Consider the following 21552-nt stretch of genomic DNA (forward strand, 5'->3'; position numbering starts at 1 on the left):
CACCTACCTTAGATTATTGAAAGGAGAAGTAGTAGCTTCTATGGTGGATATATCGTATGGAGAATCCCAGAAGTATCTTCAGAGTCATAAGGGAGAGAGTGATTCATTCTGGAAGGAGTATATGTTGTTATTGGAAGATAGGGAGGATTTGAGTAGTTTACTTACAGTCTCAGAGAAGCATACGAATTTTTCAAGCTATCGTCATATTCAGGATCCTCAATCCTTAACCTTACATATCAAAGAGGAGAGGTATACTTTGTTGAAGAATTTAATCTCTAAGGAGGGCTTAACCGTTAATGCGGTGTTACAGTATGTATGGCATAAACAGTTAAGTATCTACAGTAATCAAAGAACGACAGTAGTAGGAACGACCGTTTCTGGAAGAAGTCTACCTGTGGAGGGGATTGAAAGTTCAGTAGGTTTGTATATCAATACCCTTCCTTTGATTGTAGAGCATAAGGAAGGTAAGGTGATGGATGTAATAGTAAACCTTCAATCTTCTGTAAGTGATCTTAACACATACAGTGATAAGAGTCTATCAAGTCTTCAAGATAATGGAGAGCGACTATTCAGCAGTTTATTTGTGTATGAGAATTATCCTCTATCCGATGGAGATGTTTCTGAGGATTTAGATATTCAATTCCGTGATTCTATAGAGAAGGTAGATTATCCCTTAAGTTTAATTGCGTATGAGAGAGGAGAGGAAGTGAGTCTTACGTTAAACTATGAAGGAGTATTATTTGAAAGATCTATGATGTCTCAGGTACTAGAAGGTATGGAGTTGATGTTAGATCAGCTGTTACAAGATCCTACCATTACTACAGATAGGCTGTCGTATGTTTCAGTGCTTCAATATCAAGACCTGATCCATAATTGGAATATAGCGGGAGTAGAATACAACACAAGCGTTACCCTTCATGAGCTATTTGAAAGACAGGTAGAGAAGACTCCTGATCACATTGCTTTGGTGTATGAGGATGTGAGACTCACTTATAGAGAACTTAATGAGAGATCTAACCAGTTAGCTCATTATCTTTTAGAAACATACAAAATCCAGCCTGATGAACTTATACCTTTATGTTTAGAAAGATCGGAGCGGATGCTGATTGGAATCTTAGGGGTATTAAAATCAGGCGGAGCGTATGTTCCGATGGATCCTGGTTATCCCATGGATAGAATAGAACATATTCTGGGAGATACCAAGGCTAGATTGGTAATCGGGGAAGAGAATACAAAAGACAGATTATATGATTATAAGAAATTAGTAGATAGAGAACCAGAATCTTCAAATCTGAGTATTATAAGTCTGGATTCTTCAGAGATGAAAGCTGAACTGAGTACTTGTTGTAGGGACAATCCCAATACAGAAGTAAGTTCAGAAGATTTATCCTATGTTATTTACACCAGTGGAACAACAGGAAAGCCAAAAGGAGTGATGATCGAACATAAGAGTGTGGTTCGTTTATTCAGTGCTACAAATCATTGGTATGGATTTACGGATAAAGATGTATGGAGTTTATTCCATTCGTATGTTTTTGACTTTAGTGTATGGGAGATGTGGGGCGCCTTACTTCATGGAGGAAAGCTATTGATTCCTAGCTTAGAACAAACCAAAGATTTACATCTCTTCTTTGACTTATGCCATAGGGAAGCAGTAACGGTATTAAACCAAACGCCCACAGCGTTCTATCAATTTACAGAAGTCGCTTTATCTAAGGATATAGAACTCTTTAGCCTTCGTTATGTCATATTCGGAGGAGAGGCGTTGAACTTTGCTTCTTTGGAACCTTGGTATGGTCGTTATTCTGAGTCTCCTCTTTTAATCAATATGTATGGTATCACCGAAACGACAGTTCACGCTACCTACAGAGCTCTTGACTCAACAGAATTAGGAAGTGCTTCTATCATAGGAACTCATATTCCGGATCAACGGATTTATGTATTGGATGGATACTTACGTCCAGTACCCTTGGGAGCAGTAGGAGAATTGTATATAGGAGGTGCTGGTCTATCAAGAGGGTATTTGAATCTTGCTGAGCTTACCGCAGAGCGTTTTCTATTGAATCCTTTCCAGAGTAAAGAAGAGAAAGCAATAGGTTATAATGATCGTATGTATAAGACAGGAGATTTAGGCCGTTATCTTCCGGGAGGAGATTTGGAATATATAGGTAGAAATGACTTCCAGGTTAAGATCAGAGGGTATAGGATAGAGCTGGGAGAGATAGAAAACGCCTTATTGAGTTATGAAGGAATTCGTCAAAGTGTTGTACTGGCCAAGGAGAATAGTTCAGGGTTAAAATATTTGGTAGGATATTATGTGTCAGATGCAGCATTAAATCATGAAGAGTTGTCAGTACATTTATCAGGATTACTTCCAGAGTATATGGTACCTTCCGTATATGTTCATTTAGAAGAACTTCCTCTTACGATAAATGGAAAGTTAGACCGCAGGGCTTTACCTGAACCTAACTTCACAGGAGATAAGGAATATATAGCACCAACGACTGTCTTGGAAAAAGAGTTAGCAGAGATGTATGGTGAGGTTTTAGGCTTACCTGTAGAAAGTATCGGTTTACATGATGATTTCTTCCGTTTGGGAGGAGACAGTATCATCAGTATCCAACTCGTGAGTCGTTTACGAAAAAGATTATCCTTATCCTTAAGTGTCAAAGAAGTCTTTACCTATAGAACAGTGTATCATCTTTCTGAGCTCTTAGAAAGTAGAAAGGATGAAGAGGGATTGTCTCTTATTACAGAACAGGGAATATTAGAAGGTGAAGTTTCATTACTACCGATTCAGGAATGGTTCTTCCATGAAGTAGAGTTGGGAGAACATTTTACCTCTTTCCATCATTGGAATCAGTCCTTTATGATTCATGTTCCTGAATTGGATATAGATATATTAAAACAAAGTCTCCTACAATTAGTAGAGAAGCATGATGCCTTACGGCTATATTATCCTAAGACAGAGCATGGCTATCTTCAAGAGTATAGAAAAGAAGCTATATCTCCTGATTTGAGTATACTTGATCGTAGAGATGTAAGTGAAGAAGAATTAGTAGAAGTCTTTACTTCTTGGCAGAGTGGATTTGATATCATTGAAGGTCCTTTACTTCATGTAGGGTATATCCATGGTTATGAAGATGGAAGTTGTCGTGTTCATTTCTGTTTCCATCACCTTATTATCGATGCGGTAAGCTGGCGAATCTTAACAGAAGATCTTGAGTTGATGTATAGATCTCTTAAGGAAGGAAATACCAAACCGTCGTATGTAAAAGGAAGCAGTTACCGCCAGTGGGTTGATGTGGTTAAGACTTATAAAGAGGATAGTGCTACCTCCCGAGAAGAAGAGCTAAGGTATTGGGATAGTATTATAGAGGATACGAAGAATAGTAGTCTTCATATTCAGAGTCTTAGTAGTTCTCTCTATCATCATTCCGATTTGGTATTGGATAAAGACTCTACAAGTCGTTTACTTCGAGATATTCATGGTGTATATCATACTCAGATTAATGATGTTCTTTTATCAGCTTTCTCTTTGGCTCTTTGTGATTTCACGGGGTTCTCTACTCATGGTATTGTATTAGAAGGTCATGGAAGAGAGGATATCTTTCCGGGAATGGATATTACTGAAACAGTAGGCTGGTTTACCACGATGTATCCCATAGTGTTAGAGAGGGGTAAAGATCTATTCTCTACGCTAGTTCATACGAAGGAGTCTTTGAGAGGTATTCCTAATAATGGGATAGGTTATGGAAGTCTTATCGGCTATACAGATGGTAATCTTCCTAGAATTAGTTTTAATTACTTGGGCCAGTTGGATCAACAGGAATCTGTATCAGAGAGTTGGTATATCGTAGGGGAGAATAGTGGAGAATCTGTAGGAAGAGATAATTCGGATTCTCATCTTCTTACTATCAATGGTGCTGTGGTAGGAGGAGAATTATATTTCGGATTAGGAGGCTACTTCAGTGAAGAAGAGATGATTCGTTTATCAGTATTGTTTAAAGGATACTTAGAGCAGCTCGTGAATGGGTTATCAGGAATAGATAGAAGCTACCTTACGTTATCAGATGTGGATCATATTATAAGTTCCAGTCAATTAGCTTCTATTCAGGAAGAGATAGAGATTGATTCTGTATATTTAGCCAGTAGTCTTCAGGAAGGTTTTATCTACCATGCTTTAAGTCAGGGAGATGTAGATGATTCTTATCGGGTACAGCTTTTATGGGATTATCATGGAGGGGTTGATTTGGATAAGTTAAAGGAGTCGTGGGAATATGTTCAGAAGAAGCATCCTGTATTAAGAACGAGATTTGATTGGTCAGAGTCTATAGTTCAGGTGATAGATAAGATAGGTTCTGTGGAGTGGCGTTGTATAGATCTGAGTGGGTATGATGAAAAGGAAAGAGAAGATAAGATCAAATCCATTGTTCAGAAAGACAGAGAAGAGGAGTATGATCTTTCTAAATCAGGACTCTTCAGAGTCTATGTGTGTCAACATTCCGAGATTCATTATACATGTATCTTCAGTAATCATCATGCAATCTTGGATGGTTGGAGTATGCCTGTACTGTTTAATGATATTCATACCACCTACCTTAGATTATTGAAAGGAGAAGTAGTAGCTTCTATGGTGGATATATCGTATGGAGAATCCCAGAAGTATCTTCAGAGTCATAAAGGAGAGAGTGATTCCTTTTGGAAGGAGTATATGTTGTTATTGGAAGATAGGGAGGATTTGAGTAGTTTACTTACAGTCTCAGAGAAGCATACGAATCTTTCAAGCTATCGTCATATTCAGGATCCTCAATCCTTAACTTGGAGTATTGATAGAGAAAGATATCTCTCTTTAAAGAATTTAATCTCTAAGGAGGGCTTAACAGTTAATGCGGTGTTACAGTATGTATGGCATAAACAGTTAAGTATATACAGCCATCAAAGAACGACAGTAGTAGGAACGACCGTTTCTGGAAGAAGTCTACCTGTTGAGGGGATTGAAAGTTCAGTAGGTTTGTATATCAATACCCTTCCCTTGATTGTAGAGCATAAGGAAGGTAAGGTAATGGATGTAATAGTAAATCTTCAATCTTCCGTAAGTGATCTTAACACATACAGTGATAAGAGTTTATCAAGTCTTCAAGATAATGGAGAGCGTTTATTCAGCAGTTTATTTGTGTATGAGAATTATCCTATATCCGATGGAGATGTTTCTGAGGATTTAGATATCCGATTCCGTGATTCTATAGAGAAGGTAGATTATCCCTTAAGTTTAATTGCGTATGAGAGAGGAGAGGAAGTGAGTCTTACGTTAAACTATGAAGGATTGTTATTTGAAAGATCTATGATGTCTCAGGTACTAGAAGGAATGGAGTTGATGTTAGATCAGCTTTTGGAAGATCCTACCATTACTACAGATAGGCTGTCGTATGTTTCAGCTACCGAGTATCAAGACCTGATCCATAATTGGAATATAGCGGGAGTAGAATACGACACAAGTGTTACCCTTCATGAGCTATTTGAGAGACAGGTAGAGAAGACACCGGATCACATTGCTTTGGTATATGAAGATATAAAGTTAAGTTATAGAGAGCTTAATGATAGATCAAACCAATTGGCTCATTATTTATTACAAAATTATCAGATTAAGCCTGATGAATTGATTCCTCTATGTTTAGAAAGATCGGAGCAGATGCTGATTGGAATCTTAGGAGTCTTGAAGTCAGGCGGAGCGTATGTTCCGATGGATCCTAATTATCCCATGGATAGAATAGAGCTTATTCTGGGAGACACCAAGGTCAGAATGGTAATCGTTGAAGAGAATACAAAAGGCAGATTATATGATTATAAGAAATTAATAGAAACGGAAGAAGAAGCTTTAGATATCATAAGCTTGAATAATTCAGAAATGAAAACTAAGCTTAGTAAGTGTTCCAATGATAATCCAAATACAGAAGTAAGTTCAGGTGATTTATCCTATGTCATTTACACCAGTGGAACAACAGGAAAGCCAAAAGGAGTGATGATAGAACATAAAAATGTGGTTAATTTAATCGAGCAACAGTCTGCTATATTTAACCTGAACACAGTTCATTCTTCTTCCCATCCACAAAAAAGAGCATTATGGTATGCCAACTATGTTTTTGATGCTCATGTGTGGGATGTTTATTGTTTTCTTTCGTTTGGTCATACCTTACATCTAATAAGTAAAGAAATCCAAACAGATTTAAGTTTATTACATAGATATATAGTTGAAAATAGGATCCAGATAGCTACGATTCCTCCTGCATTACTTACTACAGAATTAATTCTCCCGTTGGATACCCTTATTGTAGCAGGAGATACTACTCATCCGGAAGTCATGGAATATTATAGAAGAGAAGGAGTTGATGTAATCAATGCGTATGGTCCTACCGAGTCCACGGTATGTGCTACTTATCATCATTATAATGAGGATGGTAATGCTCTTAATATAGGTCAATCTATTGCCAATACCACAACTTATGTACTGGATGAATACTTACGTCCAGTACCAATAGGAGCCGTAGGAGAGTTATATATAGGAGGAGCCGGTTTATCAAGAGGGTATTTAAATCTTCCTGAGCTTACTAAAGAGCGTTTTCTCTTGAATCCTTTCCAAAGCGAAGATGAAAAAGAGATAGGTTATAATGATCGTATGTATAAGACCGGAGATTTGGCTCGCTATCTTGCTAATGGAGATTTGGAATATATAGGCAGAAATGACTTCCAGGTAAAAATACGAGGCTATAGAATAGAATTAGGAGAGATAGAGAACGGTTTATTGAGTTATGAAGGTATTCGTCAGGCTGTAGTTTTAGCTAAGGAGAATAGTTCAGGGTTAAAATATTTGGTAGGTTATTATGTATCTGATGCTTCCGTTAATCCTGAAGACTTATCTGTATACTTATCTGGTCTTCTTCCTGAGTATATGGTTCCTTCTGTGTATGTTCATTTGGAATCACTTCCTCTTACGATTAATGGAAAGTTAGATCGCAGGGCTTTACCTGAACCTAGCTTCACAGGAGATAAGGAGTATATCGCTCCAACGACTATTCTTGAAAAAGAGTTAGCAGCGATGTATGGTGAGGTTTTAGGCTTACCTGTAGAAAGTATCGGTTTACATGATGATTTCTTCCGTTTGGGAGGAGACAGTATTATCAGTATCCAACTCGTGAGTCGTTTACGAAAACGATTATCCTTATCCTTAAGTGTTAAAGAAGTCTTTACCTATAGAACAGTGTATCATCTTTCTGAGCTCTTAGAAAGTAGAAAGGATGAAGAGGGATTGTCTCTTATTACAGAACAGGGAATATTAGAAGGTGAAGTTTCATTATTACCGATTCAGGAATGGTTCTTCCATGGGGTAGAGTTGGGAGAACATTTTACCTCTTTCCATCATTGGAATCAGTCCTTTATGATTCATGTTCCTGCATTGGATATAGATATATTAAAAGAAAGTCTCCTACAATTAGTAGAGAAGCATGATGCCTTACGACTATATTATTCTAAAACAGAGCATGGCTATCTTCAAGAGTATAGAAAAGAAGCTATATCTCCTGATTTGAGTATACTTGATCGTAGAGACGTAAGTGAAGAAGAATTAGTAGAAGTCTTTACTTCTTGGCAGAGTAGATTTGATATCATTGAAGGGCCTTTACTTCATGTAGGATATATCCATGGTTATGAAGATGGAAGTTGTCGTGTTCATTTCTGTTTCCATCACCTTATTATCGATGCGGTAAGCTGGCGAATCTTAACAGAAGATCTTCAGTTGATATATGGTGATTTAAAAGAAGGAAAGAAAAGGGTGGAGTATACTAAAGGAAGTAGTTACCGTCAATGGGTTAATGCGATTAAGCATTACAAAAAAGAGAGTTTGTTATTACGAGAGGAAGAGCTTACTTACTGGACAAGTATTATAGAAGCTACAAGAGAGACAAGTGTTCATGTTCAAAATCTGAGTAGTTCTACTTATCATCATTCAGATTTGATATTGAACAAAGAATATACGAGTAGGTTACTTCGAGATATTCATGGAGTGTATCATACTCAGATCAATGATGTTCTTTTATCAGCTTTCTCTTTGGCTCTTTGTGATTTCACGGGGTTGTCTACTCATGGTATTGTATTAGAGGGTCATGGAAGAGAGGATATCTTTCCGGGAATGGATATTACTGAAACAGTAGGCTGGTTTACTACGATGTATCCCATAGTGTTAGAGAGGGGTAAAGATGTTCTCTCTACAATCGTTCATACGAAAGAGTCTTTGAGAGGTATTCCTGATAATGGGATAGGTTATGGAAGTCTTATCGGCTATACTGATGGTAATCTTCCTAGAATTAGTTTTAATTACTTGGGCCAGTTGGATCAACAGGAATCTGTATCAGAGAGTTGGCATATCGTAGGGGAGAATAGTGGAGAACCTATAGGAAGAGATAATTTGGATTCTCATCTTCTTACTATCAATGGTGCTGTGGTAGGAGGAGAATTATATTTCGGATTAGGAGGCTACTTCAGTGAAGAAGAGATGATTCGTTTATCAGTATTGTTTAAAGGATACTTAGAGCAGCTCGTGAATGTGTTATCAGGAATAGATAGAAGCTACCTTACGTTGTCAGATGTGGATCATATTCTTAGTTCCAGCCAACTAGATTCTATTCAGGAAGAGATAGAGATTGATTCTGTATATTTAGCCAGTAGTCTTCAGGAAGGTTTTATCTACCATGCTTTAAGTCAGGGAGATGTAGATGATTCTTATCGGGTACAGCTTTTATGGGATTATCATGGAGGGGTTGATTTGGATAAGTTAAAGGAGTCGTGGGAATATGTTCAGAAGAAGCATCCTGTATTAAGAACGAGATTTGATTGGTCAGAGTCTATTGTTCAGGTGATAGATAAGATAAGCTCTGTGGACTGGCGTTGTATAGATCTGCGTGGGTATGATGAAAAGGAAAGAGAAGATAAGATCAAATCCATTGTTCAGAAAGACAGAGAAGAGGAGTATGATCTTTCCAAATCAGGACTATTCAGAGTCTATGTGTGTCAACATTCCGAGATTCATTATACATGTATCTTCAGTAATCATCATGCGATCTTGGATGGTTGGAGTATGCCTGTACTGTTTAATGATATTCACACCACCTACCTTAGATTATTGAAAGGAGAAGTAGTAGCTTCTATGGTGGATATATCGTATGGAGAATCCCAGAAGTATCTTCAGAGTCATAAGGGAGAGAGTGATTCATTCTGGAAGGAGTATATGTTGCTATTGGAAGATAGGGAGGATTTGAGTAGCTTACTTACAGTCTCAGAGAAGCATACGAATCTTTCAGGCTATCGTCATATTCAGGATCCTCACTCCTTAACCTTACATCTCAAAGAGCAGAGGTATACTTTGTTAAAGAATTTAATCTCTAAGGAGGGCTTAACAGTTAATGCGGTGTTACAATATTTATGGCATAAACAGTTAAGTATCTACAGCCATCAAAGAACGACAGTAGTAGGAACGACCGTTTCTGGAAGAAGTTTACCTGTTGAGGGGATTGAAAGTTCAGTAGGTTTGTATATCAATACCCTTCCCTTGATTGTAGAGCATAAGGAAGGTAAGGTACTAGATTGGATCGCAAAACTTCAAGATGGAGTTAGTGATCTTAACACATACAGTGATAAGAGTTTATCGAGTCTTCAACAAAGTGGAGAACGATTATTCAGTAGTTTATTTGTGTATGAGAATTATCCTATATCTGATGGTGTTGTTTTAAATGGTTTAGATATTAAGCCTCGTGAATCGATAGAGAAAGTGGATTATCCCTTAAGTTTAATTGCGTATGAGAGAGGAGAAGAAATAAGTATGACCTTAACTTATGAGGGACTATTATTTGAAAGAGCTATGATGTCTCAGGTACTAGAAGGTATGGAATTAATGTTGGATCAGCTGTTACAAGATCCTACCATTACTACAGATAGACTGTCGTATGTATCAGCGCTTCAATATCAAGACTTGATCCATAGTTGGAATATAGCGGGAGTAGAATACGACACAAGTGTTACCCTTCATGAATTATTTGAAAGACAGGTGGAGAAAACTCCGGATCATATTGCTTTGGTGTATGAAGATGTAAAGGTAACGTATAGAGAGCTTAATGAGAGATCAAATCAGTTAGCTCATTACTTATTACAACATTATCAGATTAGTCCTGATGAACTTATACCTTTATGTTTAGAAAGATCGGAGCGGATGCTGATCGGAATCTTAGGAGTCTTGAAGTCAGGAGGAGCTTATGTTCCTATGGATCCTAATTATCCTATGGATAGAATAGAGCATATTCTGGGAGATACTAAGGCTAGATTGGTAATCGTTGAAGAGAATACAAAAGACAGATTATATGAGTATAAGGAACTAACAGCTACAGAAACAGCATCCTCAAACCTGAGTATCATAAGTCTAAATGCTTTAAATATAGTAGACTCTTTGAGTACTTGTTCTAGTGAGAATCCCAATACAGAAGTAAGTTCAGAAGATTTATCCTATGTTATTTACACCAGTGGAACAACAGGAAAGCCAAAAGGAGTAATGATAGAACATAAGAGTGTGGTTCGTTTATTCAGTGCTACAAATCATTGGTATGGATTTACGGATAAAGATGTATGGAGTTTATTCCATTCGTATGTTTTTGACTTTAGTGTATGGGAGATGTGGGGTGCCTTACTTCATGGAGGAAAGCTATTGATTCCTAGCTTAGAACAAACAAAAGATTTGCATCTCTTCTTTGATGTATGTCATAGAGAAGCAGTAACGGTATTAAATCAAACTCCCACAGCGTTCTATCAGTTTACCGATATAGTTCTTTCTAAAGATATAGAACTTACCCAACTTCGTTATGTGATTTTTGGAGGAGAGGCGTTGAACTTTGCTTCTTTGGAGCCTTGGTATGGTCGTTATTCTGAGGCTCCTCTTTTAATCAATATGTATGGAATCACCGAAACGACAGTTCACGTGAGCTATAGACCTTTAGACTCAACAGAATTAGGAAGTGCTTCTATCATAGGAACTCATATTCCGGATCAACGTATTTATGTCTTGGATGAGTATTTACGTCCGGTACCCGTGGGAGCCGTAGGAGAATTGTATATAGGAGGTGCTGGTCTATCAAGAGGTTATTTAAATCTTGCTGAGCTTACCTCAGAGCGTTTTTTATTGAATCCTTTCCAAAGCGAAGAAGAGAAAGCAATAGGTTATAATGATCGTATATATAAGACAGGAGATTTAGGCCGCTATCTTCCGGGAGGAGATTTGGAATATATAGGCAGAAATGACTTCCAGGTTAAGATCAGAGGCTATAGGATAGAATTAGGAGAGATAGAGAATGGTTTATTGAGTTATGAAGGAATTTGTCAAAGTATTGTACTGGCAAAGGAGAATAGTTCAGGATTGAAATATTTGGTAGGTTATTATGTATCGGATGTTGCGGTGGATCCTGAAGACTTATCTGTGTATTTATCAGGGCTTCTTCCGGAGTATATGGTTCCTTCTGTGTATGTTCATTTGGAATCACTTCCTCTTACAATTAATGGTAAGTTAGATCGTAGAGCGTTACCTGAACCTAACTTTACAGGAGATAAAGAATATATAGCACCAGCGACTTCTCTTCAGCGAGGTCTGGCAGCAATTTATAGTGAAGTATTGGGCTTACCTGTAGAAAATATCGGTTTACATGATGATTTCTTTCGATTAGGAGGAAATAGTATTATGGCTATTAAGCTGATTAGTAAAATACATCATTATTTAGATTTAAAGGTTAATGTAGCGATGGTATTTACTCATAAGACTATCTTTGGATTAGCAGGAGTATTAGAAGGTTTAGAGTTAGGAAGTCATAAAATGATACCTCGTATTAAGGTTAGCCACCCTGAAGATCAACTATTATCTTTTGCTCAAGAACGTTTATGGTTTATCGATAAGTATGAAGGAGGAAGCTCAGCATATAATATTCCTATAGTTTTTGGTTTATCTTCCAGGGTTGATCTTACCATTTTAGAAGAATCCTTTAAAGTTCTTATCTCAAGACATGAGATTCTACGTACATTGATTTTAACTAATTCAGAAGGAGTAGGTTATCAATATGTAAGTGATCAGGAGTTTAGTATCAGAGAAACTGATGTAACTCGTTTTGAGGAGTTAGAAGATTCAATCGCTAATGCAGTAAGCAGAGTTTTTGATTTATCCAAAGAACTTCCTATTTCTGTTCATGTATTCCATGAAAAAGATAAGAATAATAAAGAGAAGGCTAATGCCATTAATAAGAAAATAATCTCTTATATTAGTATTGTTATTCATCACGTAGCTTTTGATGGTTGGTCTGTAGATATCTTTTTAGAGGAATTAAGAGTTATCTATCAAGACTTGTTATTAGGCAATCCGGTTTCTTTACCCTCGTTACGAATTCAGTATAAGGATTTTGCATTATGGCAGCGAGACTATCTTCAGGGAGAAGTATTGAATAGACAGTTAGAGTATTGGAAGACTCAACTCATGGGAGTAGAGCCATTAAATCTTCCTTTAGATTATCCTCGTCCTTCAGCTATTTCTTATGAAGGAAATACGATACACTTTAGTATTCCGAATAGTTTAGGGGAAGAATTACGCTTCTTGTCTCGAGAATTAGGAGTTAGTTTATACAGTATGATGTTAGGAGGTTATTATTTGTTGTTATCCTCTTATTCGGGACAAAAAAATATTGTATTAGGCACTGTGGTAGCCAATCGTCATCATGCAGGTTTAGAGGATTTGATTGGTTTCTTTGTCAATACTTTGGTACTTCGAGAAGAGATTGACTATGGAGCATCAGTAAGAGACTTTATTTTGCAAGTTTCGGATTCTGTATCTGAGGCTCAAATGCATCAGGATGTTCCCTTTGAGAAGTTGGTAGAAGAATTAGGAGTAGAGCAGGATGTATCCCGTCATCCTCTATTCCAGGTGATGTTTGGACTGCAGAGTTTTGGAAGTGAAGCAAAGAGAATGTATGGAGAAGACTCTTTGTTTCAAGAATTTAAAGGAAGTATCTCTTATGATGTTGCTAAGTTTGATTTAAGCGTGATGATAGATGATCATGGAAATTCTTTATCAGGAAGCTTTAATTATGCCACTCATCTATTTAAAGAAAGTACGATTGATCATATGATCAGCACCTATGTTTATCTTTTAGAGCAAATCGTATCTAATCAGAAAGGTAACCACTCTGAGTTACAACTTAGAGATTTATCTTGGACAAGGAAGGAAGAGTATAAAGCAGTAGGAATGGTATCTGATCTTTTGGATGCTAGTATAGAATATAATTCTACATTTACGATTCATGAGTTATTTGAGAGACAGGCTGAGAAGACTCCTGATCATATAGCTTTGGTGTATGAGGATGTGAAGTTAACCTATAGAGAGCTTAATGAGAGATCTAATCAGTTGGCTCATTATTTATTACACAATTGTAAGATCGAACCTAATGAGCTTATTCCATTATGTTTAGAAAGATCCGAACAGATTCTTATCGGAATTCTAGGGGTTTTAAAATCAGGTGGAGCGTATGTTCCCATGGATCCAAGTTATCCGATGGATCGAATAGAGCATATTCTAAGAGATACCAAGGCAAGAGTAGTAATTGGAGAAGAAGATACGATAAAAAAACTCTTTGAATGTAAACCTGAGACTAATGATCTTAGTATTCTTAGTCTGAATAGTTTGGAAATAACACATACCTTGAGTGCCTGTTCCACAGCCAATCCATTAACTCAAGTGAGTCCATCCGATTTATCCTATGTCATTTACACCAGTGGCACAACAGGTAAGCCAAAGGGAGTGATGATCGAGCATACTAGTATGGTCAACTTTGTATGTTGTATGATAGACTCTCACAGGCTTACAGAGTATACCCATGTAGGTTGCTATTCTAATTATGTCTTTGATGTTTTTGTGAGTGAATCTTTCCCTGTTCTTTGTCATGGCAATACGTTGTGGTTGTATAGTAATGAACTTAGAAAATCGGTAAAAGATCTTAATGAGTATATTAAAGCTCATGATATTGAGGTATCGTTTATTCCCCCTGTTATCTTAAGAGACCTTATTCCTGATACGAGTCTTCAACTGATATTGGTAGGAGGAGAAGCTTTCCCGGATATTAGAGACTTAGAACATGAGGGTATTATTTTGATTAATGAATATGGCCCTACAGAAACCACGGTATGGTCTACTTATCATCATTATGATAATGATAATAATGCACTTAATATAGGTAGACCTATAGCCAATACCACAACTTATGTATTAGATGAGTATTTACGTCCTGTACCATTGGGAGCGGTAGGAGAGTTGTATATAGGAGGAGTTGGTCTATCAAGAGGTTATTTGAATCTTCCAGAACTTACAGATGAGCGTTTTTTAGAGAATCCTTTTCAAAGCGAAGAAGAGAAAGAGATAGGTTATAATGGACGTATGTATAAGACAGGAGATTTAGTACGTTATCTTTCTGGAGGAGATTTGGAATATATAGGTCGAAATGACTTCCAGGTTAAGATCAGAGGTTATAGAATAGAGTTAGGAGAGATAGAACGTGCTTTGTTGAGTTATGAAGGTATTCGTCAAAGTGTTGTATTAGCTAAAGAACATAGTTCAGGCTTGAAATATTTGGTAGGTTATTATGTATCTGATACTTCATTTAATCCTGAAGACCTATCTGTGTATTTATCAGGATTACTTCCGGAGTATATGGTTCCTTCTGCTTATGTTCATTTGGAATTATTCCCTATGACACTCAATGGTAAATTGGACCGAAGAGCCTTACCAGAACCTAACTTCACAGGAGATAAGGAATATATAGCACCAACAACGGTTCTTGAAAAACAATTAGCAGAGATCTATAGCGAGGTTTTAGGGTTACCAGTAGAAAATATAGGTTTACATGATGACTTCTTTAGATTAGGTGGTAATAGTATTATGGCTATTAAACTGATTAGTAAGATTCATCAAGGATTAGGTTTGCAGGCTAGTGTAGCGATGATGTTTAGTCATAAAACCATCTTTGGATTAGCAGGTGCACTTGAAGGTTTATCAATTGATATTGTAGAGATGATCCGTCCTATAGCGGTTCATCATCCTGAGGACCAATTTTTATCTTTTGCTCAGGAGCGTTTATGGTTTATCGATCAGTATGAGGGAGGAAGCTCAGCGTATAATATTCCTATGGTTTTTGGGTTATCTTCCAGGGTTGATCTTAGCATTTTAAAAGAATCTTTTAAAGTTCTTCTGTCCAGACATGAGATTCTACGTACTTTAATTGTAACCAGTTCAGAGGGAGTCGGGTATCAGTATGTGAGTAATGAGGAGTTTAATATTAAAGAGACTGATGTATTTAACTCTAAAGAATTAGAAGATCTTGTATCTCAAGAAATCACCAGGGTTTTTGATTTATCCAAAGAACTTCCTATTTCAGTTTGTGTATTCTATGAGAAAGAAAAGAATAATAACCATGAGCTCAGCTCTTATATCAGTATTGTAATTCACCATATCGCCTTTGATGGCTGGTCTAGTGATATCTTTTTAGAAGAGCTGGGTGTTATCTATAGGGATTTGTTATCAGGTGATCCGGTTTCTTTACCCTCGTTACATATTCAATATAAAGATTTTGCTTTATGGCAGAGATCTTATCTTCAAGGGGAAGTATTAGATAGACAGTTGGATTATTGGAAGACTAAACTTTCGGAAGTAGAGCCTTTAAATCTTCCTTTAGATTATGCTCGTCCCTCAGCTATTTCTTATGAAGGAAATACAGTACATTTTAGTATTTCAGATATTTTAGGAGAGGAACTTAGACTCCTGTCTCGAGACTTAGGAGTTAGTTTATACAGTGTAATGCTGGGAGGTTACTACTTGTTATTATCCTCTTATTCGGGACAAAAAAATATTGTATTAGGCACTGTGGTAGCGAATCGTCATCATACAGGTTTAGAGGATTTGATCGGCTTTTTTGTCAATACTTTAGTACTTCGGGAAGAGATTGATTATGGAGTATCAGTAAGAGACTTTATTTTGCAAGTTTCGGATTCAGTATCTCAGGCTCAGATGCATCAGGATGTTCCTTTTGAGAAATTGGTAGAAGAGTTGGGAGTAGTTCAGGATGTATCTCGCCATCCTCTATTCCAGGTGATGTTTGGTTTACAGAGTTTTGGAAATGGAGCAAAGAGAATGTATGGAGAAGACTCTTTGTTTCATGAATTTAGAGGAAATGTTTCTTATGATGTAGCGAAGTTTGATTTAAGTGTTATGATAGATGGTGGGGGAGATTCTCTGTCAGGAAGCTTTAATTATGCTACCCATCTATTTAAAGAAAGTACGATTGATCATATGATCAGTACATATATTTATCTCTTAGAACAAATTGTATCTAATCAGAAAGGTAGTCACTCTGAATTACAACTCCGAGATTTATCTTGGGTAAGAGAAGAAGAATGTAAAATAGAAGGAATGTTATCCGATCTTTTGGATGCTACTATAGAGTATGATTCTACAGTTACGATTCATGAGTTATTTGAGAGACAAGTAGAGAAGACTCCTGATCATATTGCTTTGGTATATGAGGATGTAAAGTTAAGTTATAAAGAGCTTAATGAGAGATCTAACCAGTTGGCTCATTATTTACTACAAAACTATAAGATTAGGCCTGATGAACTCATTCCCTTATGTTTAGAAAGATCTGAACAGATGCTTGTCGGAATCTTAGGAGTTTTGAAGTCAGGAGGAGCTTATGTTCCTATGGATCCTAATTATCCCATGGATCGAATAGAACATATTCTGGGAGATACCAAGGCCAGAATGGTAATCGTTGAAGAAAATACAAAAGACAGATTATATGATTATAAGAAATTAATAGATACAGAAACAGAATCTTCAAGCCTTAATATCATTAGTCTGGATTCTTCAGAGATGAAAGCTGAACTGAGTACTTGTTCTAGTGAGAATCCCAATACAGAAGTAAGTTCAGGTGATTTATCGTATGTTATTTACACCAGTGGAACAACAGGAAAGCCAAAAGGAGTGATGATAGAACATAAAAATGTGGTTAATTTAGTAGAGCAACAGTCTGCTATATTTAACCTGAACACAGTTCATTCTTCTTCCCATCCACAAAAAAGAGCATTATGGTATGCCAACTATGTTTTTGATGCTCATGTGTGGGATGTTTATTGTTTTCTTTCGTTTGGTCATACCTTACATCTAATAAGTAAAGAAATCCAAACAGATTTAAGTTTATTACATAGATATATAGTTGAAAATAGGATCCAGATAGCTACGATTCCTCCTGCATTACTTACTACAGAATTAATTCTCCCGTTGGATACCCTTATTGTAGCAGGAGATACTACTCATCCGGAAGTCATGGAATATTATAGAAGAGAAGGAGTTGATGTAATCAATGCGTATGGTCCTACCGAGTCCACGGTATGTGCTACTTATCATCATTATAATGAGGATGGTAATGCTCTTAATATAGGTCAACCTATTACCAATATAACAACTTATGTACTGGATGAATACTTACGTCCAGTACCAATAGGGGCAGTAGGAGAGTTATATATAGGAGGAGTTGGTTTATCAAGAGGTTATTTAAATCTTCCAGAGCTTACAGATGAGCGTTTTCTCTTGAATCCTTTCCAGAGTGAAGAAGAGAAAGAGATAGGTTATAATGATCGTATATATAAGACGGGGGATTTAGGCCGTTATCTTCCCGGAGGAGATTTGGAATATATAGGTCGAAATGATTTCCAGGTTAAGATTAGGGGCTATAGAATAGAGTTAGGAGAGATAGAAAGCGCTTTGTTGAGTTATGAAGGTATTCGTCAAAGTGTTGTATTAGCTAAAGAACATAGTTCAGGATTAAAATACTTGGTAGGTTATTATGTATCTGATACTTCATTTAATCCTGAAGACTTATCTGTATATTTATCAGGATTACTTCCGGAGTATATGGTTCCTTCAGCTTATGTTCATTTGGAATTATTCCCCATGACACTCAATGGTAAATTGGACCGCAAGGCCTTACCAGAACCTAACTTCACAGGAGATAAAGAATATATAGCACCAACAACAGTTCTTGAAAAACAATTAGCAGAGATGTATGGAGAGGTATTAGGTTTACCAGTTGAAAGTATCGGTTTACATGATGATTTCTTCCGCTTGGGAGGGAACAGTATTATGGCTATTAAACTGATTAGTAAGATTCATCAGGGGTTAGGTTTACAGGTAAGTGTAGCGATGGTATTTACTCATAAGACTATCTTTGGATTAGCAGGAGTGCTGAAAGATTTAGAATCAGGAGTTAGTGAGATGATCCTTCCTATAGCGGTTCATCATCCTGAGCATCAACTTTTATCTTTTGCTCAGGAAAGGCTATGGTTTATTGATCAGTATGAGGGAGGAAGCTATGCATATAATATTCCTATGGTTTTTGGTTTATCTTCCAGGGTTGATCTTAGCATTTTAGAAGAATCTTTTAAAGTTCTTATATCAAGACATGATATTCTACGTACCTTGATTGTAACCAGTTCAGAGGGAGTAGGCTATCAGTATGTGAGTGATCAGGAGTTCAGTATTAAAGAGATTGATGTATTTAGCTCTATAGAATTAGAAGATCTTATATCTCAAGAAATTACTAGGGTTTTTAATTTATCCAAAGAACTTCCTATTTCTGTTTGTGTATTCAATGATAAAGATGAAGTAACTTCTTATATCAGTATAGTCATTCATCACATTGCTTTTGATGGTTGGTCTGTAGATATCTTTTTAGAGGAATTAAGAATTATCTATCAAGATTTATTATCAGGAAACCCGGTTTCTTTACCCTCGTTACGAATTCAATATAAAGATTTTGCTTTATGGCAAAGGGGCTATCTTCAAGGTGAAGTATTAGGAAAACAATTGGATTATTGGAGGACTAAACTTTCGGAAGTAGACCCTTTAAACCTTCCTTTAGATTATGCTCGTCCCTCAGCTATTTCCTATGAAGGACATATAATACGTTTTAGTATTTCAGATACTCTAGGTGAAGACCTTCGATTATTGTCTCGAGATTTAGGGGTTAGTTTATACAGTGTAATGTTGGGAGGTTACTACTTGCTATTATCCTCTTATTCGGGACAAAAGGATATAGTACTAGGAACAGTAGTAGCGAATCGTCATCATTCAGGCTTAGAGGATCTGATCGGTTTCTTTGTAAATACGCTCGTCCTTCGAGAAGAGATTGATTATGGGGTATCAGTAAGAGATTTTATTTTGCAAGTTTCAGCTTCAGTATCTCAGGCACAGATGCATCAGGATGTTCCCTTTGAGAAATTGGTAGAAGAATTAGGAGTAGTTCAGGATGTATCTCGCCATCCTCTATTCCAGGTGATGTTTGGCTTGCAGAGTTTTGGAAGTGAAGTAAAGGATAGGTATGGAGAAGACTCTTTGTTTCAAGAATTCAAAGGAAATGTCTCCTATAATGTAGCGAAGTTTGATTTAAGTGTTATGATAGATGATGGAGGAGATTCTCTGTCAGGAAGCTTTAATTATGCTACCCCTCTCTTTAAAGAAAGTACGATTGATCATATGATCCGTACATATGTTTATCTCTTAGAACAAATCGTATCTAATCAGAAAGATAGCCACTTTGGGGTACAACTTCGAGATTTATCTTGGGTAAGAGAAGAAGAATATAAAATACAGGGAATGTTATCCGATCTTTTGGATGCTAGTATAGAATATAATTCTACATTTACGATTCATGAGTTATTTGAGAGACAGGTTGAGAAGACTCCAGATCATATTGCTTTGGTGTATGAGGATGTGAAGTTAACCTATAGAGAGCTTAATGAGAGATCTAATCAGTTGGCTCATTATTTATTACACAATTGTAAGATCCAACCGAATGAGCTTATTCCATTATGTTTGGAGAGATCGGAACAGATGCTTATCGGAATTCTAGGAGTATTAAAATCAGGTGGAGCGTATGCCCCCATGGATCCTAATTATCCCATGGATAGAATAGAACATATTCTGGGAGATACTAAGGCAAGAGTAGTAATTGGAGAAGAAGATACGATAAAAAAACTCTTTGAATGTAAACCTGAGACTAATGATCTTAGTATTCTTAGTCTGAATAGTTTAGAAATACAACATGAAGTTAATAAATGTTCAAGTGATAATCCAAAGACGGATGTAAGTTCCGGTGATTTATCATATATTATTTACACCAGTGGTACAACAGGTAAACCAAAGGGAGTGATGATAGAACATGGTGGGGTTGTAAATCTTGTAGAGTTTATGATATCCTCTCACAGACTTAACGAATATACGAATGTAGGTTGTTATTCGAATTATGTTTTTGATGCTTTTGCATGTGAAACCTTTCCTGTTCTGTGTAATGGCAATACGTTGTGGTTGTATACTAATGAACATAGAAAATCTGTAAAACAGCTTAATGAATATATTACAGATCATGGTATAGAGGTATCGTTTATTCCTCCTGTCTTATTAAAAGAAATATTACCGGATACAAGTCTTAAGCTAATATTTGCAGGAGGCGAATCTTTCCCTGAAATCGATAGAAAGGAATATTCAGATATTATTTTACTTAATGAGTATGGTCCTACTGAGTCCACGGTATGTGCTACTTATCATCATTATCATGAGGATGGGAATGCTCTTAATATAGGTCAACCTATTACCAATACCACAATTTATATACTGGATGAATACTTACGTCCAGTTCCTATAGGAGCAGTAGGAGAATTGTATATAGGAGGGGCCGGTTTATCAAGAGGGTATTTAAATCTTGCTGAGCTTACCTCAGAGCGTTTTCTCTTGAATCCTTTCCAGAGTGAAGAAGAGAAGTCCATAGGTTATAATGATCGTATATATAAGACAGGGGATTTAGGCCGCTATCTTCCCGGAGGAGATTTGGAATATATAGGCAGAAATGACTTCCAGGTAAAGATCAGAGGATATAGGATAGAATTAGGAGAGATAGAGAATGGATTATTGAGCTATGAAGGGATTCGTCAGGCTGTAGTTTTAGCTAAAGAGCATAGTTCAGGCTTAAAATACTTGGTAGGTTATTATGTATCGGATACTTCATTAAACCATGAAGAACTTACAGTATACTTATCTGGCTTACTTCTGGAGTATATGGTTCCTTCTGTGTATGTTCATCTGGAATCACTTCCTCTTACAATTAATGGTAAGTTAGATCGCAGGGCTTTACCTGAGCCTAGCTTCACAGGAGATAAAGAGTATATCGCTCCAACGACTGTCTTTGAAAAAGCCTTAGCAGAGATCTATGGCGAGGTTTTAGGTTTACCAGTAGAAAGTATAGGTTTATATAATGATTTCTTCCGCTTGGGAGGAGACAGTATCATCAGTATCCAACTCGTGAGTCGTTTACGAAAACGATTATCCTTATCCTTAAGTGTCAAAGAAGTCTTTACCTATAGAACAGTGTATCATCTTTC

Annotated in this window: 1 protein-coding gene; it reads left to right on the forward strand. The window is 36.7% G+C overall.

Annotated elements, in window-relative coordinates; all coding sequences use genetic code 11:
• A partial coding sequence (locus CHRY9293_RS16865) for a non-ribosomal peptide synthase/polyketide synthase (protein ID WP_162034050.1) occupies positions 1-21552 on the forward strand: 21552 nt, incomplete at both ends.

It is taken from the genome of Chryseobacterium potabilaquae (genome assembly GCF_902728265.1).
Classification (GTDB): Bacteria; Bacteroidota; Bacteroidia; order Flavobacteriales; family Weeksellaceae; genus Chryseobacterium; species Chryseobacterium potabilaquae.